Annotated in this window: 21 protein-coding genes and 1 rRNA gene; 10 read left to right on the top strand and 12 right to left on the bottom strand. The window is 38.0% G+C overall.

Annotation, left to right across the window (positions count from 1 at the left end):
* Window positions 1–72: 72 nt before the first annotated feature.
* The 4 genes from JG479_RS00295 (at window position 73) to JG479_RS00280 (ending at window position 5,845) form a co-directional block, all read left to right on the top strand.
* A complete protein-coding gene (locus JG479_RS00295; protein WP_200219706.1) occupies window positions 73–528 on the top strand; it encodes an Lrp/AsnC family transcriptional regulator in 456 nt (151 codons plus the stop codon).
* A gap of 72 nt (window positions 529–600) precedes the next feature.
* On the top strand, window positions 601–3,321 hold the full coding sequence (locus JG479_RS00290) for an ATP-binding protein (protein WP_149601922.1): 2,721 nt from the start codon (window positions 601–603) through the stop codon (window positions 3,319–3,321).
* The gene (locus JG479_RS00285; RefSeq protein ID WP_200219705.1) at window positions 3,311–4,699 is read left to right on the top strand and encodes an alpha/beta hydrolase; all 1,389 of its coding nucleotides are present in this window, start codon (window positions 3,311–3,313) and stop codon (window positions 4,697–4,699) included. Before JG479_RS00290 ends, JG479_RS00285 begins: the two co-directional genes overlap by 11 nt.
* 6 nt (window positions 4,700–4,705) lie before the next feature.
* The gene (locus JG479_RS00280) at window positions 4,706–5,845 is read left to right on the top strand and encodes a GNAT family N-acetyltransferase (RefSeq protein WP_200219704.1); all 1,140 of its coding nucleotides are present in this window, start codon (window positions 4,706–4,708) and stop codon (window positions 5,843–5,845) included.
* On the opposite strand, the gene JG479_RS00275 is transcribed toward JG479_RS00280, so the two are convergent.
* The gene (locus JG479_RS00275) at window positions 5,822–6,412 is read right to left on the bottom strand and encodes a DUF938 domain-containing protein (RefSeq protein WP_039488722.1); all 591 of its coding nucleotides are present in this window, start codon (window positions 6,410–6,412) and stop codon (window positions 5,822–5,824) included. The two genes, JG479_RS00280 and JG479_RS00275, sit on opposite strands and share 24 nt — an antisense overlap.
* A 199-nt stretch (window positions 6,413–6,611) precedes the next feature.
* On the opposite strand from JG479_RS00275, the gene JG479_RS00270 reads away from it, so the two are divergent.
* From JG479_RS00270 to JG479_RS00250, 5 genes are all read left to right on the top strand, one after another.
* Entirely contained in the window at window positions 6,612–6,797 is a 186-nt protein-coding gene (locus JG479_RS00270) for a hypothetical protein (RefSeq protein WP_200219703.1), read from the top strand.
* 101 nt (window positions 6,798–6,898) lie between these two features.
* Window positions 6,899–7,264: a hypothetical protein gene (locus tag JG479_RS00265; RefSeq protein WP_223231703.1), complete on the top strand. Its 366-nt coding sequence runs from the start codon at window positions 6,899–6,901 to the stop codon at window positions 7,262–7,264.
* A gap of 11 nt (window positions 7,265–7,275) precedes the next feature.
* Window positions 7,276–8,652: a class II fumarate hydratase gene (locus JG479_RS00260; RefSeq protein ID WP_200219702.1), complete on the top strand. Its 1,377-nt coding sequence runs from the start codon at window positions 7,276–7,278 to the stop codon at window positions 8,650–8,652.
* A gap of 109 nt (window positions 8,653–8,761) precedes the next feature.
* Complete coding sequence (locus JG479_RS00255; protein ID WP_200219701.1) at window positions 8,762–9,295, top strand: hypothetical protein; 534 nt, start codon at window positions 8,762–8,764, stop codon at window positions 9,293–9,295.
* A gap of 10 nt (window positions 9,296–9,305) precedes the next feature.
* Entirely contained in the window at window positions 9,306–9,707 is a 402-nt protein-coding gene (locus tag JG479_RS00250) for a hypothetical protein (protein ID WP_024597425.1), read from the top strand.
* A 29-nt stretch (window positions 9,708–9,736) separates the two neighbouring features.
* On the opposite strand, the gene JG479_RS00245 is transcribed toward JG479_RS00250, so the two are convergent.
* The 8 genes from JG479_RS00245 to JG479_RS00210 form a co-directional block, all read right to left on the bottom strand.
* On the bottom strand, window positions 9,737–9,922 hold the full coding sequence (locus JG479_RS00245) for a hypothetical protein (protein ID WP_193225444.1): 186 nt from the start codon (window positions 9,920–9,922) through the stop codon (window positions 9,737–9,739).
* A gap of 15 nt (window positions 9,923–9,937) precedes the next feature.
* Entirely contained in the window at window positions 9,938–10,258 is a 321-nt protein-coding gene (locus JG479_RS00240; RefSeq protein ID WP_024597423.1) for a hypothetical protein, read from the bottom strand.
* Window positions 10,255–10,893: a DUF4178 domain-containing protein gene (locus tag JG479_RS00235; RefSeq protein WP_200219700.1), complete on the bottom strand. Its 639-nt coding sequence runs from the start codon at window positions 10,891–10,893 to the stop codon at window positions 10,255–10,257. The genes JG479_RS00240 and JG479_RS00235 overlap by 4 nt, the downstream gene beginning before the upstream one ends.
* 74 nt (window positions 10,894–10,967) lie before the next feature.
* The gene (locus JG479_RS00230) at window positions 10,968–11,660 is read right to left on the bottom strand and encodes a PspA/IM30 family protein (protein ID WP_004335088.1); all 693 of its coding nucleotides are present in this window, start codon (window positions 11,658–11,660) and stop codon (window positions 10,968–10,970) included.
* 24 nt (window positions 11,661–11,684) lie between these two features.
* Complete coding sequence (locus tag JG479_RS00225; protein ID WP_004335098.1) at window positions 11,685–12,098, bottom strand: YjfI family protein; 414 nt, start codon at window positions 12,096–12,098, stop codon at window positions 11,685–11,687.
* Between the two features lie 79 nt (window positions 12,099–12,177).
* Complete coding sequence (locus tag JG479_RS00220) at window positions 12,178–13,899, bottom strand: polyamine aminopropyltransferase (RefSeq protein WP_007377918.1); 1,722 nt, start codon at window positions 13,897–13,899, stop codon at window positions 12,178–12,180.
* 3 nt (window positions 13,900–13,902) lie between these two features.
* Entirely contained in the window at window positions 13,903–14,802 is a 900-nt protein-coding gene (locus tag JG479_RS00215; RefSeq protein WP_024609365.1) for a DUF350 domain-containing protein, read from the bottom strand.
* A 25-nt stretch (window positions 14,803–14,827) separates the two neighbouring features.
* A complete protein-coding gene (locus JG479_RS00210) occupies window positions 14,828–15,760 on the bottom strand; it encodes a CHAD domain-containing protein (RefSeq protein ID WP_200219699.1) in 933 nt (310 codons plus the stop codon).
* A gap of 259 nt (window positions 15,761–16,019) precedes the next feature.
* Here JG479_RS00210 and JG479_RS00205 point away from each other — a divergent pair, with 259 nt between their 5' ends.
* A complete protein-coding gene (locus JG479_RS00205; protein ID WP_200219698.1) occupies window positions 16,020–18,113 on the top strand; it encodes an EAL domain-containing protein in 2,094 nt (697 codons plus the stop codon).
* 40 nt (window positions 18,114–18,153) lie between these two features.
* Here JG479_RS00205 and JG479_RS00200 read toward each other — a convergent pair whose 3' ends face one another.
* The 3 genes from JG479_RS00200 to rrf form a co-directional block, all read right to left on the bottom strand.
* Complete coding sequence (locus JG479_RS00200) at window positions 18,154–18,615, bottom strand: hypothetical protein (RefSeq protein ID WP_182672492.1); 462 nt, start codon at window positions 18,613–18,615, stop codon at window positions 18,154–18,156.
* Window positions 18,615–19,808, bottom strand: a complete 1,194-nt coding sequence (locus JG479_RS00195; RefSeq protein WP_200219697.1) for a porin — start codon at window positions 19,806–19,808, stop codon at window positions 18,615–18,617. Before JG479_RS00195 ends, JG479_RS00200 begins: the two co-directional genes overlap by 1 nt.
* 628 nt (window positions 19,809–20,436) lie before the next feature.
* Window positions 20,437–20,551 (bottom strand): 5S ribosomal RNA (rrf, locus tag JG479_RS00190).
* Between the last annotated feature and the right edge of the window lie 17 nt (window positions 20,552–20,568).

The following is a 20,568-nucleotide window of genomic DNA, read 5'->3' as shown; positions in this document are numbered from 1 at the left end:
AAATTAGTAAAAACCGCAATACTTAGCAATAATCACTACAAATATAAAAATAATTAATAAAAGCCGACAACTATGTTAGATAAAAAAGACCAGCAATTACTCATTTCACTGCAAAGCCAAGCTCGTATGTCGGTTTCAAATTTAGCTGGCAGTATTAACCTATCGGATACGCCTTGTTTAAGGCGTATAAAAAAGTTAGAGCAAGAAAACATTATTACCGGCTACCACGCCGCCATAAATCCCAAAGCACTTAATCTTAATGTATTGGTATATGCGTTTGTACGATTAAGCCAAAACTCGGTCAGTGCTGCAGAGCAATTTGAGCAACATGTAGAAAAATTACCACATGTATTAGAGTGTTGTGTAATATCAGGAAGCTATGATTATTTACTAAAAATCATTGCACATGATCTTGAGAGCTACGAAACGTTTGTGAAACATCAACTAGGTGGCTTAAGTTGTATTGCAAATATAGAGTCAACAGTCGTGTTAAAGCAGTCATTTAGCAAAAAACAGTTACCATTATAAAAATAACCAAAATAACTTACTGTTAGCTATACTGATATTTCAAAACGACAATAATAATTGCTTGGACCTTATGTGAAAAATTTTAACTCTAAAAATCATTCCATTATTTTTTACATCATATTTGCTTTAGCATATTTTTTAGTCGGCATAGCACTCACTAAACTTGCTTTTAACTCGCAAATCATTCCAATTTGGTTACCTGCCGGCATAGCTCTAGTCGGTTGTTATATTTGGTGGTGGCGCTTTATACCGCCTTTATTTGTAGCTGCAATTGCCTTTAACCTTAATATTTTTGACAGTTCAGCTCATGAGCTAGTCTTGGTCGGTAACTCATTTAACGAGGCTATGTATATCGCCTTTGGTGTTGTTATACAGGCAATGGTCGGCGCAGCTCTTTTAAAGTATTGGCTTGGGCACCCGCTGCGCTTTAAAAAGCGCAAGAATATAATTTATTTTATCCTTGTTATAGCAATATTGGTCAGCTTAATTTCGGCTAACTTTGGCGTATTTGCCCTAAGCCAATTCAACTCGGTTTACAGTGTTGATAATCATTGGAAGAATGTTACTTACTGGTGGCTTGGTGATACATTAGGAGTATTAATTGCGACTCCGCTTTTACTTTCTTTATTACCACAAAAGTCTAATCAACATAATATATCGGCGTTTCCAACAATTGCAGTATGCTCTATTTTATTTTTATCAGTCGCGGTAACAACGCAGTTATACGATCAAGAAAATCGTATAAACACTATTAAAATTGCTGAACGTGAAGTCCATGTTATAGAAAACAGCCTTTATAGATATACAAATCGTAGTATTATTGCAGTGCAGAGCCTAGCAAGTCAGGTACAGTCATCTCCCATGCTAAGCCAGCAAGATTTTTATTCTTATGCTAGCCAGTTACTAACTCAGCACGCATTTATTAACGCCTTATCGTGGAACGCAAAAATACCTCAAGATCAACGCGACGTCTTTGCCCAAGAAATATCAAACATTTATCATTTAGATATTGATGTAGTTGGCGAACCTCTTGAAAGTAGCGATCCCCTTGTGATAGTAAAATACATAGCTCCTTTTAATGGTAATCAAAAAGCTATTGGCTTTAATGTATTTTCAAACCCTGATCGAAAAAACTCTCTGCTTAACCCCGCTATAAAGTACATGCCAGTAGGAACTAAAATAATTCAGTTGGTGCAAACCAAACAACCTAAACCAGCCTATTTATTATTTGCCCCTGTGTACTCCCAGCATAGTGATGAAAAAACAATTAAAGGCTATGCCACTGGTGTGTTTTTAGTGCGTAGTATTATTGAGCAGGCAATTTCTAAAGAACAGTCTGATATGTTTTCGATTGGTATATACGAAGATACAAACACTCCGCCGTTTTATAGTAATTACTCTCAAAATGTTCAGCAAGCGAAAGGCAGCCGCTTAATGTCGTTTGATGTGGACTTTGCAGGGCAAAAATGGATTGTAAAACTAGCCCTTAAAGAAAGCTTTTTAACACAACATAATAGTCAACTAACTTTATTATTACTCATACTTCAAGTTGCCGTATGTTCTTTAATTTTAATGGTTTTACTGCTGTTTAATCAGCAACAAATAGCGCTTACACGTCAAGTTGCAGAGCGTACACACTCACTCGCACAAGCAAAGAAGCAATCCGATTTAGCTAATCAGGCTAAAAGCCAATTTTTAGCGAATATGAGCCACGAAATACGCACACCATTAAACGCCGTTATTGGTTTTTCTTCACTTGCTAGAGAAACAGACAATGCAAGTACACTCATTGGCTATTTAGATAAAATAAACTCAGCATCTAAAAGCTTATTAAACTTAATTAATGACATTCTTGATATATCAAAAATAGAATCCCAAAAGTTAGTTATTGAATCTATTGCATTCGACTTAGGTGCTTTAATAACACGCATAAACAATATGTTTGAGCAAAGCGCCGTTAACAAAGGTATTAAATGGCAAGTTAACTCAAAGCTACCTTTAGATACTTGGTTTATTGGTGATCCTATGCGAATTGAGCAGATATTACTTAATTTATGTAGTAACGCGATTAAATTTACAAGCCAAGGCAGCGTTACTTTAAACATAGAAACAGAGTTTACTGCCGCCAATAAAGTACAGCTAGTTATAACCGTTAGTGATACCGGCATAGGTATAAAACCGAGCCAACATAAAAAATTATTTAACGCATTTACCCAAGCGGATAGTTCTACCTCAAGGCAGTTTGGTGGTACAGGCCTTGGCTTAACCATAGCGAAAGAGTTAAGCCAATTAATGGGGGCTGACATAACACTTAAAAGTGAAGTAAATAAAGGCTCTACTTTTACATTTTCAATGCGATTAGAAACAACAGAACCTAAAAAAGAACATGTTATTACATTTGATAATACTAATATTACTTCGCTAGATATTTTGGTCGCAGAAGACAACCCGGTAAATCAAATGGTTATTAAAGCGATGCTTGGCTCGTTAGGAATTGTGCCGTATATAGTAGAAAATGGCGAACTGGCCGTTGATATAGTTAAAAAGCAGCACTTTGACTTAGTGCTTATGGATTGCCAAATGCCTGTAATGGATGGCTATAGAGCAACGGCACTGATCCGCCAGTTTAAAACTGAACAAGAGCTCCCGATTATTGCTTTAACTGCCGACGTTATGCCAGAAGATAAAGCACATGCACAAGCAGTTGGATTTAACCAGCATCTTGCAAAACCGCTTGAACTCATTAAGCTAACCGAGTGTCTTGTCCAATATGCAGAAGTTAATGAACAATAGTGGTTTAATTTTAAGAATAGTTTTAAGAGTCGCTTTTGGTTTTGTTTTAAGTGTTTTTTCGCATATTGCTGTCGCTCAAAACTGTATATCGCAGGCGAGCGACCTTAAATTTATAACAAAAAGTAAGCAACAAGGCTTATTACGCTTTGAAAAAGAGCACGACCACCAGCACTTTAATTACCACGCCCTTTTACCATTTAACGATTACTTAGATTTTGCATATAAACATATAAATAAAACCAATCCACGTGCAGATATGCCATGCCCTGTTATTACACAAACGTATCAGCAATTAGTAACACAAGGTACGCGAAAACCTGACCCTACTATTGCAGATATTATTGCCCCTTTTGAGCTTACGCATCCAAACAGCAATAAAGTTGCACTACTAATTCACGGGCTAACTGACTCACCCTTTACGTATCACGATTTAGCACAAGTGTATTATCAACAAGGCTATACTGTGCGTACTATTTTATTACCAGGACATGGAAGCGCCGCAAGTGCATTACTCAATGTAGAGGTTAGCCAATGGCAACAGGCAATAAAATACGGTATTAAACGCTCGGTGCAAGACTTTGATGAGGTGATACTCGCAGGTTACTCTACCGGTGCAGCGTTACTTATTGATTACGCAACCAAGCACACTGTTTCACCCAAAATTAAAGCGCTTATGCTTTATTCGCCAGGCTCCGAGCCACATAATAAGTACGGCTGGATAGCAAAGTGGATTGATGCCATACCCTTTGTTAATTGGATAGATAAAGACGCCGATGTAGACTTTGCTAAGTATGAATCATTTCCTTTAAATGCAGCTGCCGCGTCGTACTATGCTATGTCACTTGCAAGCGTAAGTAGCTTAAACAAACGCTCTGCACTTAAATTACCTATTTTTAGTGTACTTAGCGATATTGATACCACGATAGATACGCGTGCCACGCTAAAATTATTAAGTGCATTACACAAAGATAATTCAGTAAAATATAAGCCGCTCGATACTTTAGTACTTTATGGAAGCACTGATATTTTACCGCCAGACTTTGCTAGTGACTACACAGTAAATAACCCGCAATGCACATCGCCTCAGTGTAAAAAAATTCATGGTATGTCGCATATTGCTATTGTTAACTCACCGCAAAATCCACATTATGGAATTAACGCAACCTATCGTAATTGTGGCAGCTTTATTAACGACGAGTCCCTGTATAAAACATGTAAAACAACAAAAAATCCACAACTAGGAGAGCGTACAAGCGCCAACTTAAAACACTATCCGGCTTTACAACGCTTAACTTATAATCCTCATTTTACCGAGCTTAAAAAGCAAATTAGTACGTTTATTAAAAACGTAGAACAGCTTAGAACAACTACAAGGTAAGTAGTCATGGGAACGTTTTCGCACCAATGGTTTAGCAGTATTAATGAGATTGATCAGGCGCAGTGGCAACGTTTATTTGGTGATGAACCATTTACTCAACATGCTTTTTTATATGCCCTTGAGCAAAGCCAATGCGTAACACAAAAAAGCGGTTGGCAGCCCCATCACCTCGCTATTTTTGAAGATGATACGCTCATTGCGCTTGCACCTGGGTATTTAAAAAGTCATTCATACGGCGAGTACGTATTTGACTGGGCATGGGCTGAGGCATACGAAAAACACGGTTTAGAATATTATCCCAAGTGGCTATCTGGCATTCCCTTTAGCCCTATTGAAGGCAAGCGTATTGCTATCGAGCACGCTAACCCAAATGCGGTGTATCAGTACATTACAGAGCAACTTAGCATACACAGTGCTGAGCAAAGGTGGTCGGGGTGGCATGTTAATTTTTGCGACCAAGCCCAAGCAACATCATTAACTGAGCAACATGCCATGCTAAGAGTGGGTGTGCAATTTCAGTGGTTTAATAAAGGTTTTGAAACCTTTGACGATTTTTTGCAAATACTTAACTCACGAAAACGTAAGTCACTTAAAAAAGAGCGAGCTAAAATAGCGCAACAAAATATTGATATTGAATGGCTGCAAGGAACGCAAATTACGCCCGAGATAATGCAATTGTTTTGTGAGTTTTATCAGCGCACCTACTTAAAGCGATCTGGTCATTTGGGCTATTTAAATATGGAGTTTTTTACGCTTTTACATGCATTAATGGCTAATAACCTCGTTATTATGCTGGCCAAAAAAGACGACAACGTGATTGCTGCAACACTTAGTTTAGTAGGTGAGAATACTCTTTATGGGCGCTACTGGGGAGCAAGTGAGGAAGTAGATTCGCTTCACTTTGAATTATGTTATTACCAAGGTATTGAGTTTGCAATAAAGCATAAACTCAACTGTTTTCATTCGGGTGCACAAGGTGAGCACAAAATAGCACGCGGATTTGAACCCGTACTTACCTACTCTGCTCACCATATTGTTGATGGCGATTTCAGTAATGCAATAAGCGACTACTTAAAGCGTGAACGCGGCCATATTGATATATATAAAGAGCAATGTAGCTCATTACTGCCGTTTAAAAACGAGTAACTGATTATTTGCAGGCATGGCAGTATCGCTAATAAGCGTAAGCCCTGCTTGCTTAGCTAATTGTTCAACTGCTTCAAAATCTCTTATTCCACTTAACGGATCGCGCTCTGTTAAAAAGGCACTAAAGTCATCATTACTTGGGCTGGTAAATTCACCTTGGTACTTAAATGGTCCGTAAATACACAACATACCGTCGCTATTTAAGTGACGTTTAACACCGTCAAAAAAACGTTCAACTAATTGCCAACTTACAATATGAAATGTGTTTGCAGTATAAATAGCGTCAACCTTATCTACAGGCCATTCATTATTTAAATCAAGCTCAAGTGGTGCATGTAAATTAGTTAAATTAGCTTCGCGGTGCCATAAATTAATCCCTTCGTGGTTTATAGCGCGATCACTTGTATGCCATTGTAAATGTGGTAATTGCTCTGCAAAAAACACACTATGTTGGCCGGTTCCTGATCCGACTTCGAGGACTGTTTTAGTATTTTTTAATACGTCCTTTAATTGCTCTAAAATAGGGGTTTTATTGTTTTCACAGGCTTGTGAAAATGGCTTTGTCATTACTGTGCACCAAAATTGTAGATTAATGCACAACAGTAAAGCAAATTTAGCTTATTTTGTCGTGATGAAAAAAAGGTAATTTCTAAATACTATAACTATCATATGGTTGAGCTGGTTCATTATGGTTGGTACGTAATATGCTTTATATTGTTAACCCACTAAAGGGTTTAACTTATATTAAATTTCAAAGGATAAAATTATGCATATACCCCCTTATACCGCTGTAGACGCGGCCATTGCTATAACCGAAAAGGCCACCGACGATCATAGTTACGCCGTTGATATGAGAGCTACAGTAATCGATTTACTTTCGCACCCTAAACATAATCAACAGGCGATGAGCAAACATGAAACAGATCAGATATTTATTCTTGGCTACAATTAATACTCAAATTAGTATCGCAAATAATTTTTATAATAACTGTTTACACTGAAACCGATTAAATGTAATGATAACTATTATCGTTAACTTGAGTCGGTTTTTTTATGTCTTCAAATTATGCCCAGCATCGTTACCATCAAGAACTCTCTTGTCATTGCTTAAGACCTGGCCTGCATGCACCCATGCTCGTTGCCGATTACATAGAAACCGCCCTTAACGTCGCCAAAAAATTTGAGCAACAACATAATCCCTTGCTTCAAGAGTTTTATCTTAGGCGCACACACCATGAAATTATGAACAAAATGTGCGACCCTCTTATACATAATGCTATTCGTAAACAATGTTTAGAGCAGCTATACAAACCATTATTAGCATTAAAACGGTTTTATAAGGTGCATAACAATACTGCACAATTTTTAATACTTGAGCGTGAAGCTCGTATTCTTAGTCACGAATTCAACCCTTTTTAAGGAGCACACTTATGAGCAACTTTAGAACAGAATCAGACAGCATGGGCGAGCTACAAGTACCTACTAATGCGCTCTATCAGGCACAAACACAACGAGCAGTTAATAACTTTGCCATTAGTGGCTTGTCTATGCCAAAGCAATTTATCACTGCACTGGCTTATATAAAACAAGCTGCTGCGCAAAGTAACTGTGAGCTTGGCCATTTAAGTAAAGACAAAGCAAATGCTATTGAGCAAGCTTGTCAAAGTATTATTGATGGCGAGCATGTTGAGCATTTCCCCGTTGATATTTTTCAAACCGGTTCGGGCACAAGCTCAAATATGAATGCCAACGAAGTTATTGCAACGCTTGCTAGCCGATTAGGCAGTGAAAGCATTCACCCTAATGATGATGTAAACATGGGGCAAAGTTCTAACGATGTAGTCCCTACTGCTATCGCACTCAGTAGCGCAATAAATGTAGTGTATGAATTACTTCCTTCGCTTGAAAACTTATCGCAAAGCCTAGAAAAGAAAAAAGCTGAAGTAGGCCATATAGTTAAAACGGGCCGTACGCATTTAATGGATGCAATGCCTGTTACATTTGATCAAACACTAAGTGCGTGGCAGTCACAAGTTAATCATGCCGCAGCAGGAATTAGACATAGCTTAGAGCGTGTATGCGAACTGGCACAAGGCGGTACAGCTGTTGGAACAGGAATAAATGCAGACCCTAAGTTTGCAGCCAAATTTGCAGAAAACCTGAGTGCCAATGTAGGCATTAGATTTACGCCTAGTAGTAACTTTTTTTATAACATCGGCTCACAAGACGCCATAGTAGCGCTTTCGGGGCAATTAAAAGTACTCGCTGTAGCACAAATGAAAATAGCGAACGACCTACGCTGGATGAACTCAGGGCCACTTGCGGGCTTAGGCGAAATAGAGTTAGAAGCACTTCAACCAGGCTCGTCTATTATGCCTGGCAAGGTAAATCCGGTAATACCAGAAGCCGCAGCCATGGTAAGCGCACAAGTAATCGGTAACGACGCGACCATTACAGTAGCAGGCCAAGCGGGTAATTTTGAGCTAAACGTTATGCTGCCAGTCATTGCGTATAATATTTTGCAAAGCATAGAATTACTTGCCAATAGCGCACAAGCATTGGGCGATAAAGCCATTGCCAGCTTTAAAGTAAATCAGCCGAATATAGATAAAGCACTCGCTAAAAATCCAATTTTAGTGACTGCGCTCAATCCGGTGATCGGTTATGAAAAAGCAGCAAAAATAGCAAAGCAGGCTTATAAGGAAGCCCGCCCTATTATTGATGTAGCCGAACAAGAAACCGATTTACCACGCAGTGAACTCGAAAAGCTACTTAATCCCACCAAACTAACGCAGGGTGGACTTTAATAAACGATATTTTGCACGGCTTTAATTACTTGATAATATAGTTTTTATTGCCGTAAAAAATGCACCGTGTATGATAGTGATGAATATTTCATCACTATCAAGGTTTGTTATGCGTACCCCATTGTTAGCCATACTTTTACCACTTTGTTTAACTGCATGCTTAGATAAAACGCCAACTGAAACGCAGCAAGTAACAATAACCTCAGAAACTGAAGCGCCAAAGCAAGAGCTGCAAAAGCTAAAAGAAAACACTCAATTACAAGAAAATACAAAAAATAATGTAATTGCTGAAAGCGTTTCAATAAACGATTTAAAAAACGTTTCAATAGACGATATAAAAACAGCTAAAGCCGAATTAAATACGCTAATTACAGACAAGCAATGTGATACAAGCACTCAATGCAGAATAAGTGCCGTAGGTAGTCGCGCGTGTGGCGGGCCAAGTAGCTTTGTTGTGTATTCAACAAAATCAGCGTCTGAAAAACAAGTAGCAGCCCTTAGCGATAAAATTACTAAGCTTGAAAGTAACTATAATTCACAAAAAGGGATGATGAGCATTTGTCAGCATTTAACAACGCCAAGCACGCAGTGTGTTGAAAATAAATGTGTTAAACTTGAAGGTTCAGCGGTAAGTGCATTTTAAGGATAACGTTATGAGTTGTTTACCATCGGCAATTAAACTATCAATTTTAAGCATTGCTAGCAGCATTTTATTACTAAGTGGTTGTGCTAGTACTGTGACGTCAAATGAGCAAAGTAAAAACTTGTCTGACTTAAACTATGATCTGAATAACATGGTGAGTAATAACAGCTGCACCGCAAGCTTTCAGTGTAAAGTACTTGAAGTGGGCGCCCGCGCATGCGGCGGACCGAGTAAGTATGCTGTTTATTCAACGCTGAACACATCTCAAGAAGAAGCAGAACAGCTTGCTCAACAAATAACAAAACAAGAAAAAATACAAAATAAAGCACAAGGCTTAACCGATTGTTCTCCTGTACTTGAAGTGCAATCGCTGTGTATTAATCACCAATGCCAGTCGTTTGATATAAAATAAAAACGGTCGCGTATAATTTAATCTCAGCGTTAACTTAAATACGGAATTAACGCTGAAATTACAACCACCAGCACCACGCAAATACCCGCTTTTATAATGTATTTCATGGGCATTGTTTTAAGCACCCAATATGCATAAATAAAACGTACAAAATAACTCGCCGCAGTACCAAACAACGCAAAAATAAGTAGATAAGCAATTAGAGTAATATTCATAATAATCTAGTGCAACTACTTAGTTTTTTTAGTGTGAGCAATTAGTAAGTCAGCTACTTGTTGTTTTACGGCTCGCTTATCATCACTTGGGACATCAAAGCGACTGGCTAGTTGCGCAATCTCATCATCATTTAAATTAAACGATAAACGTTGACGCGTTTTTTTAGATTTTACATCTAAGCCAAGTATTTTACGGATCATATCTGACGGCGTTAACTCTTGATCAATTGCCTGCTTTTTTATCAGCTTTTGAACTTCGCTGCTTAGATCAAATGCCATTTGTGTGGCACGTACAGCTTGTTCCTGACGCAACCACTTGTCTTTAGCATCACTCACTTAGCATCTCCAGGAAACAAGTCTACAATGTCTGACATTGGACGCATGAGCGTTAGCGATACTTCGGTTTCGCCGCCATCCCAAATTTCGATATTTAAACCAAAGCCTTCATTATCTGATGCTAAACAAATCATTTCGCATGGTTCACCACCTTCTTGCTCATAGCGAGGCAATGTTTGGTTGCGGTAATCTTTATTATGGAAATAACACACATAAGGCGACTCGCTTTGTTGATAACTTTTAGCTAAAAACTGCATAAAGCGCTCTGGTGTATTTTGCACTGTAATGTGGGTTAACGACTCTTCATCAAAAATACGCGCAAACTCATCAAGGCCAAATATCTCTTCAACTTCGTTTCGCTGAATTTTTATAGAAAAGTTAACCCACTGCTCGCCGTCATCTTGCTCAATTTGTAAAAATACAACTTGGCCGCTATTTGTCTCAAGTACAAATTCAGTATCGCTGCTGTGCTGATATTGGTAAGTCTGAATATCAGTAACACGTAGCGTTTCACCTTTTAACCATGCCGGATAAGCAAATGAGTCGATAACGCTAAACATGTCGCCTTTTTTAAGCTCGCTCGGATGATTAAGCTGACGCTCTGGCTCTTTTTTAGATTTGAAAAAATTAAACATAGGAAGGCTGCCTTCTAAGCAAAAAAGGTAACTGAGCAAAACTCGGTTACCTTTTTAAAGTATAAACGTAATGGTTAGCTATTTTGCTTCGCTTTGATGCGAGCTAAAATATCAGCACTTTTTGGACTTGTGTCGCCAATGCCTGCTTCAGCCATTTTTGCTTTTAAGTCATCGCCATTTACGTCTGACTCAAGTTGCTTTGCAGCACCAAGCTGGTCGCTACGATCTTGTTGACGCTGTTTAATCCGTTCAAGCGATTGACGAGCCGATGTCATAGACGAGCTGTTTGTATTAAGCGTGCTGTTAACAGCCATTGTTGCTTGCTGTACGCTTTCAGTGGTTTTAACCATTGTAAGCTGGCGCTGATTCTCTTTAATTGATTTTTCAGCATCTTTAACTTGCTGCTTAAGCGCAACGATATGGTTACTAAAGCCAGATAATACTTGCTCGTTTTCGGCTTTTTCAGCTTCAAAGTCACCAATTTTTTCTGCAATTTCTAATGCTAACGCTTCGTTGCCCTTTTCAAGCGCTTGGCCTGCATACGCTTCGTGTTCCGCGATTGATGCATCTACAGCGCTAATTTTACGCTTAGTTTGCATTTCTTTAGCCATTACTTCTGTAAGGCTTTTTTTAGCGCGGTGAAGTGCATTTTGCGCGTCTGCAATTTCTTGCTCAAAAATACGGATGCCATTTTTGTCTACAATTGCTTCGCCTGCTTCACGAGCGCCGCCACGTACTGCTGTAAATAATTTTTTTAAAATACTCATAATCTTAACTCCACTAACTGGCTATTAATCGTTTAAATACAAGGTCACGGCTTCTAGTGCATCGATAGCGTTATCGGCTAATGTCACTAGTTCGTGGGTAACGTCATCTAATGATGAATTTACCGACAGTGCACCAAAAATCGCGTATTTGTTATCGATTTTAGCAAATGCACTCAGTGGAATTGGCACGTTTAAACGTAGTAATGTTTCGTTTAACTCGTTGCGTAATTCACTCTTAACTTCATCTTCGTCAAACAAGTAGCTAATACATAACAACTGCTCTTGCGTTTGTGTAACAAAAATTGGAAGTTCATCATTTCCATCAACAATGACTTGTAAAACATCTTGCTCGCCTGGGTTGGCAATCAAGAAAGACTCAAAGTTAGCGCCTTCAGTTTCAAAAGAAGCTAATTTTATTGAAAGTTCATTTAATTCCATGTCTCTGCCTTTTGTCGTTTGACATATTATGTCTGAGTTAAGATTCTCACGGTCGACATATTATGTCAACCATGTTTTATTAGTTTTTATACAATTCGCTTTCTATTTGCCATGCAGTTCGGTAGTAATCATAAAGCTGACCAGATCCTAACCTATTGACCTCAATACTTTTAACTTGTTCAAAGTAGTGGTTAGGAAATACAAAACTTGCCAATAAATATTCTTTACTAATCCACCTTGATGGCACAGGCATAGCCGTTGCATCATTAATACGGCCACTGGCCGACTGACCCATTTTAGTCGCTATAGTCCAGCCCCACTGCCCAAACGAAGGTATGTTTTGCTGATACTGCTCAACATACTCAAACCCTGCGGCTTTAACTGTTTTAGCAATGCTTAAAAACGCTTTTTTAGCGTGGTAAGGTGAAGTTGATTGAACCGCCATTGCGCCATCGGGTGCTAATAACTGACGTACATGATTATAAAAGTAGTCACTGTACATTTTATTTAGATCAGGGTGATTTGGGTCCGGTAAATCAATTAAGATAGTGTCGAACTGCTTAGATTGATCAAGCAGCTTTTCAACTTCTAAAAATGCATCACCCACAATTATGTTGGCTCGCGAGTCTTGCATCGATTTATTGTTTAGCTGTAGTAATCGCTTATTGATGTGCTCTGGCGGGGTAAAGTCACCGTCTTTATGACCAAATAAATTGAGAAGCTGCGCGTCTAAATCTATTAGCGTTACTTCGCTTACAGGCCATTTTAAAACATCTCTAAGTGCAAGCCCGTCACCACCACCAATTATTAATACACGGTCGTGTCTGTTAGAGGCAAGCATTGCAGGGTAAACCAGCATTGAATGATATATTTGTTCATCAATACTTGAGAACTGCAAACGCCCATTTAAATATAAATCGGTGATTGGCTGAGGTTGGTTTTTGCTTAACCTTTCGGTTAAAACTACGTGCTGGTATTTGGTTGCTTGCGAATAAATTACTTTATCTTTGTATAAAACATTACTTAGATTGTTCATCCAGCTACTGCCAAATACTAAAATAAAGCCAAACAATGCCAACAGTACTATATGGCAAACTAAAAGTGCCTTAGCAAAGCGCACATGGGCATGGTAACGCCATAAAAAAGCGAGTCCTGCGATGATATTAAATAACGCCGTCCACGCCGCAGCTTGCATTATAGGCATTGAGAGCATGATGCTTACCCAAATGGCGGCACCAATACCAGCACCAATATAATCGGCACCATAAATAGTCCCTGCGTTGTTTTCTAAAAAACGACCATAAACATGCTGACGAATACGCGCTATAAGCGGTATTTCCATACCAATAAATAAGCCCAGTATTAAACCAAAAACATAAGGTAGAAAACGTGACCACTCTTGTAGCTTTTGAAATACGTAACCATTAAGTACAACATCTGGGGGTAAATTAAAAATGCTCGAAAATAAATGAGGAAGAGAATAACTTACAGCTATTACACCCGCTATCGCTAAAATGCAGCCCATGCCAACCAAAGCAATAATGCTTTCTAGCCAAGCAAAAGCGGTAAATGCATCTTTAAACCAACGCGCTAAAAAAGCGCCTAAGCCCATTGCTACAATCATAGTACCGATCATGGCGTAAATAGCGCTTTCTACTGAGCCAAGTACACGCCCCGCATAATGAGACAGTAAGTATTCATAAATAAGGCCGCACCCAGCAAGCACGGCCATAACAGTAATTAGTAATATATCGTGCCCAAGTAAGCGAGACTTACTTGGGGGAGTGTTGGTTGATGACACTGATTATGCGCCTAGTAAGGTTGCCATAGTGATACCTACAGCAAATGATACTGCTGCAGAAATAGTAGCTACACCTACATTTTTTTGACGATTAACTTCATCGGAGATATCGCAACCAGATAAAATTATTTTAATTGTCACTAAGTGCAAAATAATAAATGCGACAAGGCTCACAACAGCGCTAATAGCCCAGTATAGTAAACTCGCATTAATGTTATCAGCAGCATATGGCGCAACACCCGTTGCAGCTGTAATAGCTAATGCACTACCTATTAAAAATCCAGCGTAACGAATACCCACAGCTAAGTTACCATCAACAATTGCTTGTTGTAGGCAGTCGCCACTTTTGTTTGTACGCTTAAATAACTGCACTCGGTATTGGCTAACAAGTAGTAATACAACACTACCTATAATAAAGGCAGCAATTACAATTGGAAGGCCATGCCAGCCATCAGTAGCCACCCATAAAAGTGCTGAGCGAATAACTATTGCAACGCTAACAACATGACCAAAATCAATAATTGAAGCTGTAACGTTACCTTTAACTATTTCGTCGTGCAGGCTTACTTTACGAAGCGCTACTTTATCTTGAAAAAAGTGACCTAACTTAATAAGTACAATTGCTAATGCGCCGTAAGCTAACATTTGCAGTGCTTCTTGTTGCAGTGTTGCAGCAAAAGCACCACTACTTACACCTGTTAATACAATCGCCAGTGCCACTAAACCAGCGGCAAAGCTAATACCAAAAGCAAAGTTATCACGCTCTGTTATTTCATCATTTGCGTGTAAGTTTGAAACCCAGCCTTTTATATATTTAAGGCTTACAAATAATAAAACAATAATTGCAAAATCAATCGCCAACGCTTGTAGCGACCACATAGTTATTCCATTAAATTCATACATATTATTCTAACTCCAACTTATTCTTTTACTTACCACGGCTCACGCCACGAGAGGTTCTGCTACCGCTATCACGCACCGTTCCTGAGCTATTGCTATAACTGCTAGAACGAGAATAACTACTGCGGCTTTTTGGTGGCGTATAACTACTACGGCTTAAACCGGATGCACCTGTTTTTTTACTCGCATAAGGGCTTGTAAACTGCTTACCTTGGCGTTGGTATGTTTGGCGCGTGCGTGTTTCTAGCGCGCTTTGGGTTTTAATTTGTTTAGGGCTTGAATAACGCGAACGGCCATAGTCATTGTAATAACTATACTTTCGGCGCTTACTCCAACTACCATATTCAACACGGTCAAATACATCGCCTAAAATACGGTACATGCCGTACCATTGCCAAAAGCTAATACCATTACTATTTGTTTGCCAGTTACCATAGTTAGGGTTACCTACCATTTGGTTACCAACACCCTCACCTTCAGCTTGCTTACTAATTGCGCCTACACGCGCTAAAGTGCCTTTGGACATATCAGCTAGCATATTAATAGGATCGGTTAACGCATCAGAAAATAGCGTAGGTTTAGACGCATCACGCAACAAATCAATACTATGCAACGTATCTTCGTAAGGAGGAATTAAGTAAGTTCCTTTAATATCTTTAAGTCGCTGTGTTAAACCACTATAAAGTGCGCCTCGGCGCGTTGCATCAAGGGTAATTACATCAACAACTTTTGTAAGCTCTGGCTGTTGTTTTTTAAGGAGCTCGCCATATTCTTTAAGTAATACAGCATTGCGCACATTCCCATTATCAAGCGCAGTACCAAGCTGTGACAGCTCTGTATCTGCTTTTTTAATAGACTCTTGAATTGTTTGTTGCAGCTGCTCTTCTTTAGATTGACAACCCATAAGCACTGCGAACAAACAAAACAGGCTTATAAGTTTCCAAGCTTTAATATTCGACATTCATGTCACCTGATTTACTAAATTAACTAAGGTAGTTTTACACAGGTCACTTATTAAACCAAGAATGAAATTGCAACAAAGTAAGTCAGTACAAAATTAAATAAACAGCTATATTTAGTATATGAATTTAAAAGCATTCTCAATGTTAAGGTTTTAGTGCTACAAAGGGCGTAGTCAGTAACTTTTTTGTAATTATGGATTGCCTGATTACACAATAATAACTAAAACATAATTAAATGATGGTTAAGGGTTAAATTTGATGCTTCATAGTATTCGATATAAATTTATTATAATAACAACGGTTTTAATTATATTTAGCGCAAATTTAGTTTTTTTCCTCGCGATTAATGAACACGAAGATTTATATCGCCAATCTGTTAAACAAAACTTAGATGCAATGTCTTCAAATATTTCCGATAGCTTATTACGTGTTATGTCTGAGCAAGTTGATTTGTTCTCTATAACCACCGAATTGCTCGGTTTTGATCGGTACGAACATATTAAGTTTGTTAACGTATTTGACGCTGACTGGCAATTAATCCAATCGTATGTCCACCCTAACTATTTAGAACTTGAGAGCTTTAAGCCTGAACTTATAAGTATTCAACCAAAAAATTTACCTTATGCGGTTACAATAACCAATGAAGGACTAGTGGCCTTAAAGGCAATTGGGGAGGAGCAATTTCCTATTGGATATTTGCTCATTGTGCAAGACTTTAAAAAGCCATTGAATGAAAGTAAAATTAGCCTTTTTTATAGTGCAGCTCCATTTGTTGTTTTAATTATTGCACTCACCATTATTATTTCATTTTGGATATATCAGCGTTTATTAAGCCCACTTTTAGCGCTCTCGAAGTTCACACAGAAAGTTGAAAAATCAACAAATTATAAGCTTCAATACCAAGTCACTGGTCATGATGAAGTATCTCAACTTGGTAACGACATTAATGCATTACTACAAACAATTGACTCCCAAGTTCAAACCAATCATAAACACACCGCACAACTTTTAGTACAAACGCATTCAATGGAGCGCCTCGCCAACTACGATATATTAACAGGTTTACCTAATCGCATGTTTTTTATGGACCTACTCAAACTCGAACTAGCTAGTAGTAAAAGTAACGACCGAGACGTTGCGATTATGTTCTTTGATGTTGATAGTTTTAAAGGCGTTAACGACACCCTAGGCCATGAAACCGGAGATATGCTTTTACAAGCTGTGGCTAAAAAAGTGAAAAGTTATCTGCGTAGTAACGACATAATTGCACGCTTAGGCGGTGATGAGTTTTTAATTATGCTACCTAATATCACTGAGCAATCTATTGTTATAGATATTGCCGAAAATATCATTGAGGGTATGAAAGAGCCATTCACTATAAATGAGTGGGACGTACCAGCGGGTATTAGTATTGGTATTGCGAGTGCCAAAGAAGCTGAGTTTGATATAAATACATTTATCAGTAATGCCGATATTGCAATGTACACATCAAAAGAAAAAGGCAAAGGCGCATATACAATATTCCACCATAAAATGCTTGAAGATAACAAACGAAAAGCGCAAGTCGCTAACTTAATATCTCACGCAATAGCGCAAAATGAATTTGAGTTATTTTATCAGCTTAAAATGTCGAATACAGGCGAAGCTCAAGGCTTAGAAGCCTTAATAAGATGGCAAAGCAAAGAGCTAGGTTTTGTTTCTCCTAGTGAGTTTATACCTATAGCGGAACAAGCAGGTAAAATAAAAGCGATTACTCAATGGGTGATCACACAAGTATTTAAAGATATGCAAATGCTAAAACAACTTATGGGGAATAATGTACTCGTCTCCATGAATCTTTCAAGCCATGACTTAAAAGATCATAACTTCATTCATACTGTAAAAAGTAAACTACTTGAACATAGCGTCGATATTTCAAATATTCAGTTTGAAATAACAGAATCAAGCTATTTAGAAAATTTTGAAAACGCCAATCAATTTTTTAATCAAGTAAAAGTTATGGGAGGCTCAATTGCATTAGATGACTTTGGCACAGGTTACTCTTCATTGAGTTACCTTACTAAAATTGAAATTGATACATTAAAAATAGATCGAATGTTTGTAAATCAATATGCAAGCTCAGCAAAAGACACTGCAGTATTACAAGCAATACTCGATTTAGGCCAACGCCTTGGTTTAAAAATATGTAGCGAAGGAATTGAAACAACCGACCAAGCTAACTACCTAGTATCAAATGGTAGTGATGAAATGCAGGGCTATTACTTTGCAAAACCAGTGTGCATTGCACAACTACCACACGCAATTGAACGAGCGAAAACATTATTTAAAGAACTAACAATAACTTCAAAATAACTCAGTGTAATTGATTTTTTACTAAGCAAACGGCTTACTTTTAATTTAGTGCAATTATGGTGAGCTCTTTAGGTATAGTAATTCCTGCTGGAAGGTAAGCTACTGAGTCTTCAACGGTTAGTAAGTACTCTATAACCTCTTCTGTAGACTCAAATTCAACAGGGGGCTTGCTGCGCCCCGTGAATCGCATTTGGGCCCAATAAGCTTGTATTCTAGATTCAGTAAGACCTACCATCCTAGTGTTAAAATTTATTCTAAGCGGATTGCCGACAAATAGGTTAACTGCTTTAAATTGTCTGCTCATAGCTCCGCCCATATAAATATGGCGAATTTGTTGCTTACTAAAAGATAAGTTTTTATCTGTGGTATTTACTACAATAATGACGTTCGAGGGGTTTGTATTTTCTGCATAAACTGAAATGCTAAAACCAAATAGGCTACTAGCGAATACAAAGAGCATCATTATTTTTTTAATGTTATTAATAGGTTTAAAAAATATCATTAAAACACCCAATCCAAACCAATAAGATAAAGATTAGTTTTTTTATCAAAATCAGAGTCATCAGGAGTAACAAAAAACGAGTCTTTTACATCGTCGCCTTCTAGGGTTGAAAACTCAGCTTTTAAGGCAAGGTTTGGCAACACATCCCAGCGTACACCAACCGTCCAACTCTTAATTGAGTCAGGCGTAGATTCATCAAAAATACGATTGTACCCATATGCAAGTTGATCTAAGTCGCTATTAATACCTAACGGAATTTCATTTTCAGCAGAACGAGTTTCTACGTCGCTATCTGCAAATGTTAAGTGGTAAGTAAAAGGAGCATGATTAACACCGGCAGTTAAATAATAGCTTTGAATTATAGGCACTATCCCTAAATCAGTTTTAATGCGGACCCATTCACCTCTAAAAAAATAATCTAAATTGTCGTAAATTACGCCAAATTGGTCTGCATGTGCTCTACCTTTTGTTTTTACCGAGCTGGCACTTTTTGTAAAATTAAGGCTATTAAGCACATTTTCTAGCTGTCTTATCTCATCAATATCAAGCTTGATATTCCCATTATAACGGGAAACTCTAAATTCTAAGTTTTCAATATTAATCTTACCAATGAACCCTAAAAGGTTATCAACTTCAAAGCCCGTTCTTAAGGCGCCTATCCCTATATCACCCGACTCTTCACCATAGTAACCTTCAAAGCTCAAATCAAAGTTTTCTGCACCAAATTTATAAACAGCATCTATGCCATTAAATGTTTTAAATAAATAAGTATCATAAACTTGTTGAGGTGGATTGATCCATGGGTACGCAAAACCAACATCCGAAAAGTCACTCATAGTAAAAAAAGGTGTGCGTAATTTTCCGAGTTTTATCTGAATATTATCAGTTGGCCTATATGTTAAATATAACCACTCTAACCCTGAGTTGTCAGAAGCTGTTGTGTTATTGCTTCTTAGCAAAACTTGGGCTGTTGCAGACCACTTATCATCAAATTGATACTCGCCTTGGAATCCAATTAAACTAGATGGAGAAAATTTAATACTGTCTTCATATCCCTTAAATTCGACATTTTTTTCGTCTAAGTAACCACCAATAACTCGAGCATAACCAGAAAATTCTAACTCATCAGAAAAAGCTGAAAAATGAGTAAGCATAGTGGTAAAAAGTAAGCACCAAGATATTTTATATCGCATCAGAGAAAATTAAATCCTTTGTTGAATTATGCAAAGTACAATGAAGATTAATTATGCTAACAAGGAAATAATTCACCAGTTCGGATAATCAATTATTTAATTATTTTAAGTAGCGCTCTTTACCGCGACCTAGGATTAATGATTATAGTCAATGAATTACATGTTGGCACAATATATGTGTTCTATAAGAGTATTAAGTACCTAGTTAACACTGTTTTCACCTCAATCCCATTCAGTATTATTGAGATAGAGCTTAAATATATTTATATAGATACTTATCAACTAAGTAGGGGATCAAACTGATTCTTAATTTATCTCGTCCACCGAGATTGAGTGCTTAATATAAGTGTTTGGTAGGGTGTAAATTAGCTAAATTATAATGCGATATGTGAGTAACTCACCACATTTTACTTTTCTGAAGACGTAAAAAAGCCCGACTATTTCTAGTCGGGCTCTCTACAATTTGAAGCCTGGTAGTGTCGTAGTGCCCACAGCGGTGGAGAGCCACATAGCAAATGCTACACTCTCTTTGTGTCGCGATATGAGTATGTGTTAATTGCGCACATTTCACTTTTCTGCAGACGTAAAAAAGCCCGAATCGTTAGATTCGGGCTCTCTACAATTTGAAGCCTGGTAATGTCCTACTTTCACATAGCAAATGCTACACTATCATCGGCGCTGTTTCGTTTCACTACTGAGTTCGGCATGGAGTCAGGTGGGTCCAAAACGCTATTGTCACCAAGCAAATTTGGGCGTTAAT

The sequence above is a fragment of the Pseudoalteromonas sp. LC2018020214 genome (assembly GCF_016598755.1).
GTDB classification, from domain to species: Bacteria; Pseudomonadota; Gammaproteobacteria; order Enterobacterales; family Alteromonadaceae; genus Pseudoalteromonas; species Pseudoalteromonas distincta.
The sequence above is the reverse complement of the archived record's forward strand: the minus strand, read 5'-3'. Positions and strand labels throughout refer to the sequence as shown.